This is a genomic window from Intrasporangium sp. (assembly GCF_032907665.1).
Taxonomy (GTDB): Bacteria; Actinomycetota; Actinomycetes; order Actinomycetales; family Dermatophilaceae; genus Intrasporangium.
This window is the reverse complement of the sequence record NZ_JAJJPG010000131.1, coordinates 1-9,252: the sequence shown is the minus strand read 5'-3', so window position 1 is coordinate 9,252 and position 9,252 is coordinate 1. Positions and strand designations below refer to the sequence as shown.

The 9,252-nt window shown below is 70.2% G+C and carries 8 protein-coding genes; 6 read left to right on the top strand and 2 right to left on the bottom strand.

Annotated features, from left to right (window positions below; all coding sequences use genetic code 11):
• The 3 genes from aspS to LOY02_RS15695 all read left to right on the top strand — a co-directional run.
• Window positions 1-1,252, top strand: a 1,252-nt coding sequence (gene aspS, locus LOY02_RS15705) for an aspartate--tRNA ligase (RefSeq protein ID WP_317183304.1), incomplete at its 5' end; no start/stop codon positions are given.
• An 86-nt stretch (window positions 1,253-1,338) separates the two neighbouring features.
• On the top strand, window positions 1,339-1,842 hold the full coding sequence (locus tag LOY02_RS15700) for an AraC family transcriptional regulator (RefSeq protein WP_317183303.1): 504 nt from the start codon (window positions 1,339-1,341) through the stop codon (window positions 1,840-1,842).
• The gene (locus LOY02_RS15695; RefSeq protein WP_317183302.1) at window positions 1,839-2,273 is read left to right on the top strand and encodes a VOC family protein; all 435 of its coding nucleotides are present in this window, start codon (window positions 1,839-1,841) and stop codon (window positions 2,271-2,273) included. Before LOY02_RS15700 ends, LOY02_RS15695 begins: the two co-directional genes overlap by 4 nt.
• Here LOY02_RS15695 and LOY02_RS15690 read toward each other — a convergent pair.
• Both LOY02_RS15690 and LOY02_RS15685 read right to left on the bottom strand, forming a co-directional pair.
• Window positions 2,249-3,046 carry a GNAT family N-acetyltransferase gene (locus LOY02_RS15690; RefSeq protein ID WP_317183301.1) on the bottom strand — a complete coding sequence of 266 codons (798 nt, stop codon included), beginning with the start codon at window positions 3,044-3,046 and terminating at the stop codon, window positions 2,249-2,251. The two genes, LOY02_RS15695 and LOY02_RS15690, sit on opposite strands and share 25 nt — an antisense overlap.
• A 5-nt stretch (window positions 3,047-3,051) precedes the next feature.
• Window positions 3,052-5,277: an MMPL family transporter gene (locus LOY02_RS15685; RefSeq protein ID WP_317183300.1), complete on the bottom strand. Its 2,226-nt coding sequence runs from the start codon at window positions 5,275-5,277 to the stop codon at window positions 3,052-3,054.
• Window positions 5,278-5,295: 18 nt separating this feature from the next.
• Between LOY02_RS15685 and LOY02_RS15680 the strand changes: the two genes are divergently transcribed.
• The 3 genes from LOY02_RS15680 to LOY02_RS15670 form a co-directional block, all read left to right on the top strand.
• Window positions 5,296-6,696 (top strand): replication-associated recombination protein A, encoded by a 1,401-nt coding sequence (locus LOY02_RS15680; protein WP_410505964.1) that lies wholly within the window; start codon window positions 5,296-5,298, stop codon window positions 6,694-6,696.
• Window positions 6,697-6,938: 242 nt separating this feature from the next.
• Entirely contained in the window at window positions 6,939-8,699 is a 1,761-nt protein-coding gene (locus LOY02_RS15675) for an ABC transporter substrate-binding protein (protein ID WP_317183299.1), read from the top strand.
• Between the two features lie 324 nt (window positions 8,700-9,023).
• Window positions 9,024-9,252 (top strand): alanine--tRNA ligase-related protein (locus tag LOY02_RS15670; RefSeq protein WP_317183298.1); only part of this gene is annotated, 229 nt, incomplete at its 3' end.

Below are 9,252 nucleotides of genomic sequence, written 5' to 3'. Positions count from 1 at the left end.
CGTGCCCGCGCGGCTCTCACCCGGCAGCTGGTACGCGCTCCCGCAGAGCCCGCAGTTGTTCAAGCAGCTGCTCATGGTCGCCGGCATGGAGCGCTACTACCAGATCGCGCGCTGCTACCGCGACGAGGACTTCCGGGCCGACCGGCAGCCCGAGTTCACCCAGCTCGACATCGAGATGTCGTTCGTCGAGCAGGACGACGTCCTCGAGCTCGGCGAGGCGGTCATCACGGAGGTCTGGAAGCTCATCGGCGTCGACCTCGGGACCCCCTTCCCGCGGATGACCTACGACGAGGCCATGACGCGCTTCGGCACCGACAAGCCCGACCTGCGCTTCGGCCAGGAGCTCGTCGAGTGCACCGAGTACTTCGCTGACACGACGTTCCGGGTCTTCCAGGCCGACTACGTCGGCGCCGTCGTCATGCCCGGCGGGGCGTCCCAGCCACGAAAGCAGCTCGACGCGTGGCAGGAGTGGGCCAAGCAGCGCGGGGCGAAGGGGCTGGCCTACGTCCTCGTCCAGGACGACGGCGAGCTCGGCGGCCCGGTCGCCAAGAACCTCACGGAGGCGGAGCGCGAGGGCCTCGCGGCCCACGTCGGCGCGGCACCCGGCGATGCGATCTTCTTCGCGGCCGGCCCGACCAAGTCCTCCCGCGCCCTGCTCGGCGCGGCCCGCCTCGAGATCGGTCGTCGGTGCGAGCTCATCGACGACGACGCGTGGAGCTTCCTCTGGGTCGTCGACGCCCCGCTCTTCGAGCCGGCCGCCGAGGCCACCGCGTCGGGTGACGTCGCGCTCGGCTACAGCGCGTGGACGGCCGTGCACCATGCCTTCACGTCACCGAAGCAGGAGTTCGAGGACACCTTCGACACGGACCCCGGCTCGGCGCTCGCCTACGCCTACGACATGGTGTGCAACGGCAACGAGATCGGTGGCGGGTCGATCCGTATCCACCGCCGTGACGTCCAGGAGCGCGTCTTCCAGGTCATGGGCATCTCCCACGACGAGGCCCAGGAGAAGTTCGGCTTCCTCCTCGACGCCTTCCAGTACGGCGCGCCGCCCCACGGCGGCATCGCCTTCGGCTGGGACCGGATCGTGTCCCTGCTCGCGCGGACCGAGTCGATCCGCGACGTCATCGCCTTCCCCAAGACGGGTGGCGGTTACGACCCGCTCACCGCCGCGCCGGCCCCCATCACGCCGGAGCAGCGCAAGGAAGCCGGCGTCGACGCGAAGCCGGAGCACCCAGCGGGCCGGGGCTGACGACCGCACCCCCCACAGGTCGTATGCCGCTGGGCTCGCTCAGCCCGGCGGCATACGTCGTCGGTGGGCCGGGTCACAATGGGCCGGTGACCACGGCAACGCAGCGGGCACCCGCCGACGTCCTCGTCCACCTCCGACGGGCGCGGGACCTCGTGGACCGGCACTTCGCGGAGCCGCTCGACCTCGACCGCCTCGCCGCTGTCGCTCGACTGTCCAAGTGGCACTTCCACCGGCTCTTCCGCGCGACCTACGGCGTGACGCCGGCCGACTACGTCTCCCGCCGGCGGATCGAACGGGCCCAGGACCTGCTGCGCGCGACGAACCTCACGGTGACCGAGGTGTGTCACGCCGTCGGGTTCACCAGCCTCGGCTCGTTCAGCTCTCGCTTCCGCGTGGTCGTGGGAGAGGCGCCGAGCGAGTTCCAGGCCCGATGGGCGGCAGCGGGCGCGCCGCACATTCCCGGATGCTTCGTGCTCATGCGCGGTCTCGCCGAGACCGGGGCCGGTGCTGGGACCGGCGTTGGGACTGGGGCTGAACCGCAAGCGAGGAGAAGCGTCGCAGTCCCGCCGGACCCTAGCGTGAGCACATGATCACGAACATCAGCATCGTCAGCGTCTTCGTCAAGGACATCGACGAGTCGAAGAAGTTCTACACCGACGTCCTCGGCTTCCGGGAGCAGGACGACATCACCCTCGGCGAGGGCTACCGCTGGTGCACCATCGTGCACCCGAGCCAACCGGAGCTTGCGGTCAACCTGGCTGTGCCCGGCCCGCCGCTCGCACCCGACATGGTCGAGGCGGTCGAGCGTGCCCTCGAGGCGGGCACGATGCACGGGCTCGGTCTGGGCGTCGACGACTGCCGGCGGACCTTCGAGGAGCTGTCGGCGCGGGGGGTCGAGTTCATCCAGGAGCCCTCGACCCGGCCCTACGGCACCGAGGCGGTCTGCCGCGACAACTCGGGCAACTGGATCGTCCTCGTCGAGCCCTCCGAAAAGCCTTACAGCGCTGCAGATTTCGACTGATGGTCGAGGCGGCGGGACGACCACACGTGGTCGTCGCCAAAGCCGAGGCCGTGATAGAGCCGGCGTGCCACGTCGTTGTCCGAGTAGAGGCCGAGGGTGCAGACGCCGTCCGCGTGGACGGCTTCACGCGTCAGGGTCGCGGTGACGGCGAGGCCGAGGCCGGTGCCCCGCCGGTCAGCCCGGACCGTGATGCCCTCGAGGATCGGCGTGCCCGCCAGGGTGCGCTCCCGGAGGCCGCACGCGACGAGGGCTCCGTCGGGGTCGCGGATCCCCACCCAGCGCTGTCCCGGGAACTCGAAGGGTCGGGCGTCGGTGCGGTCGTTGGCCATCGCCAGCAGGGCGCGGATCTCCTCGACGTCATCCTCGTCGAGGCCGACGACGTGGTCCTCACCCGGGATCCTGGGCGGTGGCGTCCGAGAGCACATCCACTCCCAGTCGCCGCCGGTGTCGGTGAGGGGCACCACCGCGGCGAAGGCGTCGAAGGCGCTCCGCTCCACGGTCGCATGGAGCAGGTTCGGGTCGTCGAAGAACCCTCGACGGTGGAGATCCTTCGCCAGCTGTGCGACGTCGTCCGGCTGGCCCATGACGACGAGTCCGAGCCGCCGGGTGTGGGTCCGGCGCGGGACGACGACGGCGGAACCGAGCGCCCAGCCGGTGCCCTCGAGGGGGTCGGGCAGGTCATAGCGCACGAACGCGTCATCCCCCGTGGCCGCGAGGAGGTCCGCGCGCGTCTCGAGCGCGCGGGGCCGCAGGCGGCGGGCTTGGTCCGTCATACGGCTCACTCCCTGATCCCGAACCGCGCGTGCAGGCGGCGCAGCGGAGCCGGGGCCCACCAGTTCCACCGGCCGAGGACCGTCATGGTCGCGGGGACGAGGAGCATCCGGACGATCGTGGCGTCGACGAACACCGCCGTGACGAGGGCGACGCCCATCTGCTTGATGATGAGGATGTCGCCGGCGATGAAGCCGGCGAAGACGATGACGATGAGCAGCGCGGCCGAGGTGATGATCCGCCCGGTGCGCTGGAGGCCGAGGGACACAGCGCGGTCGCTCTCCGCGCCCGCCTCGTGCTCCTCGACGATCCGGGACAGGAGGAAGACCTCGTAGTCCATGGAGAGGCCGAAGCCGAAGGCGAGGACGAGGAACGGCACCATCGACTCGACCGCGCCGACGGAGGTGAAGTTCAGCAGGCCCTCGAGATTGCCCTCCTGGAAGATCCACACGACCACGCCGAGGGCGGCACCGAGCGAGATGACGTTCAGCAGGAGCGCCTTGACGGGGATCACGACCGAACCGGTCATGAGGAAGAGGAGCACGAAAGTGCCGAGCACGACGAGAGCGACGGCATAGGGGGCGCCCCGGGCCATCGAGTCAAGGAAGTCGAGCTGACCCGCCGCCTGACCCGTCACCCACGTCTCGAAGCCCGGTTCCACTGCAGAGACTGCGGTGACGAGGTCCTGCGCCTCGTCCGAGGTGGGGGGGCCGCTCACCCGGAAGCTCGCGAGCTGGTGGTCGGTGCCCAGCGGCCGGACCGCCAGGTCCGTGACGCCCGGCTCCGCCCGGAACGGCTCGAGCGCCGCCGTGACCGCGGCTGTGTCGGTGCTGCGTGCGACGACGGTCACCTCTGGCGCGGCAAGGGCCGGGTAGTCGCTGCGAAGTGTGTCGAAGAAGACACGTTGGGGCGCGGTGACCGGGAGCAGCTCGGTGCCGGACGCGGTGAGTCGCATGCCCAGAGTCGGCAGCGCGAGCGTCACGAGGACGACGAGGCCCAACAGGATGACGCTGACGGGGCGGCGCTGGACTGCGACGGCAAGCCGGGAGAACGCCCCCGAGTCCTCGACCGCGCGGGAGGCCTTGCGGCTCAGGCGCTTGGCGCCGAGCACCGCGAGCGCCGGCACGAGGGTGACGGCGACCACCATGGCCACGAGCACGACGCTGACGCCGGCGAGCCCGATCGCCCTCATGATCTCAGCCTCGAAGACGAGCAGGCCGGCCAGGGCGATCGCGACGGTGATCCCGGAGAAGAGGACCGTCCGTCCGGCCGTCGCCACCGTCCGTCCGGCGGCGGCGATCGCGTCGTCACGGGTCGGCGGGCGGTCGGGTGCGACGTTGGCGAGCTCCTCACGGAACCGGTTGACCGTGAGCAGACCGTAGTCGATGGACAGGCCCAGCCCGAGCAGCGTCACGATGTTGACGACCGTGGCGTCGAGCTCGAGGACGTGCGAGAAGCCGAAGAGGGAGAGCAGGGCGCCGGCGATCGAGACGACGGCCCCCACGATCGGCATCCCCGCCGCGACGAACCCACCGAAGACGAACACCATGACGAGGAAGGTCAGGGGCAGGGCGATGCCCTCACCCCGGACGAGATCTCGCTCGATCGTGCCGGTCACGGCCTTGAGGACGTGGTCGTAGCTGCCCACCGAGCCGGTCGCCCCGGGGAGTGCCTCCACCACGGCGTCGAGACCGTCCTCGACGGCCACCCTGGCCGTCGCCAGCTCTTCGTCGGCCAGCTCCTCGTCGAGGTCGACGATGGTGACGAAGCGTCCGGAGGAAGGGGTCCCGCCGCCGAGCAGCGGCTGGACCGAAGGATCATCGAGCCCGTCGGGGGCCAGGAGCGGTGACCGGACGGCTGCCACTCCCGGGACGTCCATGAGGCGGCTCGCCGCCGCAGTGCCGGCGGCCACGGCCTGGGCGTCGCCGAGGGGGGCGCCCGCCACCTGCAGCATGACGTTGTCCAACGACGGCTCGACCGACTGGATGATGTCGCGCGCGGTCTGGGACTGGCCCGGGACCGTCGGCTCGCCCGATGTGAGGCGGTCGAAGAGGGACTCGCCGGTCACACCGCCGACAGCGACGGCGAGGGAGGCGAGCGCGGCGACGACCCAGCCCAGGAGCCACCCCAGCGGATGCCGGCCGGTGCGCGTCCCGAGTCGGGCGAGCAGGGTGGGGCGGGCGGCGGCGGGCTCGGGCCCGGTGGCCTGCTCCGTGGTGGATCGTTCGCGCACGACAGATAGCCTTCCACAGTGACCACGGACGACCTCTTCGGTGCCGCCTCCGCGGCCGAGCGGGACGCGCTGCCGGGCTCTGCCGGCGCCGCCCCCCTCGCGGTCCGCATGCGGCCACGATCCCTCGACGAAGTGCGCGGTCAGGAGTCCGTGCTGCGCCCGGGCAGCCCACTGCGGCGACTCATCGAGGGCAGTGGGGGAGCGGCTGGACCCCTCTCGGCCATCATCTGGGGTCCGCCGGGGACGGGGAAGACCACGCTCGCCCACCTCGTCGCCACCGCTGCCGACCGGCGCTTCGTCGAGCTCTCCGCCGTGACGGCCGGCGTCAAGGACGTCCGGGCCGTGATGGACTCGGCGATCCGGGAGCGGGACCTCTACGGGCGGCAGACGGTCCTCTTTCTCGATGAGATCCACCGGTTCACGAAGGCGCAGCAGGACGCCCTCCTTCCCGGGGTCGAGAACAGGATCGTGATCCTCGTCGCCGCGACGACGGAGAACCCTTCCTTCAGTGTGATCGCCCCGCTCCTCTCGAGGTCCGTCCTCGTGACCCTGAAATCATTGTCCGACAATGAGATTCGCGAGGTCATCGAGGTGGCTCTCCTCGACGAGCGCGGATTCGCGGGGGCGCACACGCTCGACGACGACGCCCTGGACCACCTCGTCCGGACCTCTGGCGGTGACGCCCGGCGCGCTCTCACCTCCCTCGAGGCCGCTGCGGGCGTGGCCCTCGACGCCGAGCCGGCCGGTCGCACCGACAGCTCACCGGTTGGCATCACCCTCCCGCACGTGGAGCAGGCCATCGCCCACGCCGCAGTCCGCTACGACCGGACCGGTGACCAGCACTACGACGTCGCGAGCGCGCTCATCAAGTCGATGCGGGGCAGTGACGTCGACGCGGCGCTGCACTACCTGGCCCGGATGCTGGAGGCGGGCGAGGACCCGCGCTTCATCGCCCGACGGATCGTCATCGCGGCGAGCGAGGACGTCGGCATGGCCGACCCGACCGCCCTGCAGACCGCGGTGGCCGCATTGCACGCGGTGGCGCAGGTGGGGATGCCGGAGGCACGGATCATCCTCGCGCAGGCCGTCGTCCACAACGCGCTCGCCCCGAAGTCGAACGCCGCCTACAACGGGATCAACGCCGCGATCGCGGACGTGCGCGCGGGCCGAGGAGGGCCGGTTCCCCCGCACCTCAGAGGCAGTGGATATGCCGGGGCGGAGCGGCTCGGCCACGGGGACGGCTACGTCTACGCCCATGACGAGCCGGACGCGGTGGCCCGTCAGCAGTACCTCCCCGACGACCTCCATGGATCGACGGCGTACTACATCCCCACGGACCGCGGTTTCGAGGAGCGCCTCCGTGCCAGGCTCGAGTGGCTGCATGTGCGTCTGGGCCGGGCGACGCCTCCGGAGGGCTGACGCGGCGCGGCGCGATCCGGTGCACGTCTTCCAGCGCAGATCATCCGGCAGCCGGGCGCGGAGGGTAACGATCTGTCACGTATGCCCGTTTCATGCCTTGGGAAGGTCTGCTGCCTGTGGCAGAGTCGCCGTCGGTCCGCACCGGGGTGCGGCAGTATCGGAGCCCCGTCCTGCCCAGGCAGCTGGGCGAGACCATCGGACCGTCGCCGTGAGCCCCGGACGAGAATGGAGGGAGCGGGAGAATGCGCTGGACCAGGGTCCTGACCGTGGGCGTCGTGGCTTTGCTCGCCCTCGTCGCAGCCTGCGGAGCACCGTCCCCCTCCGAGCCCACCGACCCGATCCCGGGCGACCGGGGCAGGGTCGAGTCCGCCGGCTCCGGCATGCTGCCAGACGCCAAGGGACCGGCACCGGCGGTTCCCGGCGCCAAGCGGGGCGGGGTCCTCTCTGTCCCCTCCTCCTCCACGCCGGGGAACTTCGATCCGAGTGACCAGTACTCCACCGACACCATCACGATCCTCGGGCTCACTCACCGCAGCCTGACGGCGTACTCCCACCGCGACGGCAGGTCAGTTCTCGTGCCCGACCTCGCGACGGACCTGGGCAAGGTGTCCGAGGACGGACTCACGTGGACGTTCAGACTCAAGGACGGCATCACGTACGAAGATGGCTCGCCCGTCACCGCGCAGGACGTCGTCTTCGCCCTCAAGCGCTCGTTCGACCCGGACCTGGCGGGGAACGCGCCGACCTACCAGCGCGACTTCTTCACGGGTGGCGCGCAGTACCAGGGCCCCTACCGGGGCGACCCCGATTGGAAGGGCGTCGAGGCGCCGGACGACAGGACGGTCGTCATCCACCTCGAGAAGCGCTTCGAGTCCATGCCCTACTTCGCGACCTACCCCCAGTTCTCGCCGATCCCTGAGGCGAAGGACACGAAGCAGGACTACACGTCCCACCCGCTGGCCACCGGGCCCTACAAGTTCAAGAGCTACACCCCCGGCTCAGAGCTCATTCTCGAGCGCAACGAGCACTGGGACGCCGTGACCGACCCGGCCCGCAACGACTACCTCGACGGCTACCACTTCACGTTCGGCGTCGAGGACGTCGAGGCGCAGACCGCGATCCTGGCGAGCGAGGGCGCCGGCGCAACGTCACTCAACTGGGGCCCGATCGACTCCTCGCTCGTCGAGCAGGTCGAGGATGAGAAGAGGGACCAGTTCGTCGAGGGCCCCTCGGCGTGTGTCTACGTGGTCAACCTGGACACCCGGAAGATCCCGCTCGAGATCCGCAGGGCGATCGCGGTCGCGTACCCGTTCGACTCCATCCGCGCGGCAGGTGGCGAGTCCACCCACACCTACACCCCGGGCACGACCTTCATCCCGCCCCAGGTCCCGGGATGGTTGGACTACCAGGGGGTCGAGGGCTTCGACGGCACGGGCGACGGTGACGCGGAGATGGCCAGGAGGATGCTCGCGGAGCAAGGCTACGGTCCCGGCAAGCCGTTCGAGCTGAGCTACTTCTACGACAACGACTCGGCGGCCGCACAACGCGTCAACGTGGTCCGCAAGCAGAAGCTCGAGGACGCCGGCTTCAAGGTCCTCGACAAGGGCGTGCCGGCCGCGGAGCGTCGCCGGCTGGCAGGCACGCTCGACGCGCCGATCAACATGCTGCAGAGTCCGGCGGGCTGGTGCCTCGACTGGCCGGCCGCCGACTCGATCTTCCCGGCCATGGTCTCCTCCTTCGCGGTCTCGCAGGGCTCGACGAGCTGGGGCAACCTGTCCGAGGCGAAGGTGGACGCCGAGATCAAGCGGATCCAGGCTCTGCCCATCGCCGACCAGGGCACGGAATGGGCCACGTTCGACAAGTGGCTCTTCGAGAACTACCTGCCGGCCATCCCGTACCAGTACGACAAGGGCAACGCCGTGTTCGGCACGAAGGTGCGCAATGTCATCAACGACCCCAACCACGGCAAGCCGGTCATGACCCAGATCTGGATCGCGCAGTGATCTAGCTGCGGGCGAGGCCCTCGGGCCCGAGGGATCCTGCGCCCTGACGACACCCTCGCCGTGTCGTTCGGGAGACGTCACGACCGTATGCCGCTGGGGGCGGGTTTCCTGACGTGCGAAAGAGGTTTCGGCGGGCTGTGGCCCGTCGGCTAGGGTTAGAGGTCATGGATGTGTGCGAGATGACCGGATCGGCGCCATGGCGTCGGACGGCTGTGGTAGTCGCCGGGTGGGCACGAGCTCCCCGGGGGTCAGCCGCGCGCGCGTGAGCACCGGTTGACCCCGCCCTGACCTCATCCCACCCACATCAGCAAGGACCTGCACATCATGGAGACCGCCGAGATCAGGCGACGCTGGCTCACCTTCTTCGAGAGCCGCGGCCACACCGTCGTGCCGAGCGCACCGCTCGTCCACGACGACCCCAACCTCCTGTTCGTCAACGCCGGCATGGTGCCGTTCAAGCCCTACTTCCTCGGTCAGGAGACGCCCCCCTACTCACGCGCGACGAGCGTGCAGAAGTGCGTGCGCACCCTCGACATCGAGGAGGTCGGCAAGA

Coding starts and splice junctions, on each gene's coding strand:
- LOY02_RS15695 (WP_317183302.1), top strand. CDS start 1,839: ATGATCACGAACATCAGCATCGTCAGCGTCTTCGTCAAGGACATCGAC.
- LOY02_RS15675 (WP_317183299.1), top strand. CDS start 6,939: ATGCGCTGGACCAGGGTCCTGACCGTGGGCGTCGTGGCTTTGCTCGCC.
- LOY02_RS15690 (WP_317183301.1), bottom strand. CDS start 3,046: ATGACGGACCAAGCCCGCCGCCTGCGGCCCCGCGCGCTCGAGACGCGC.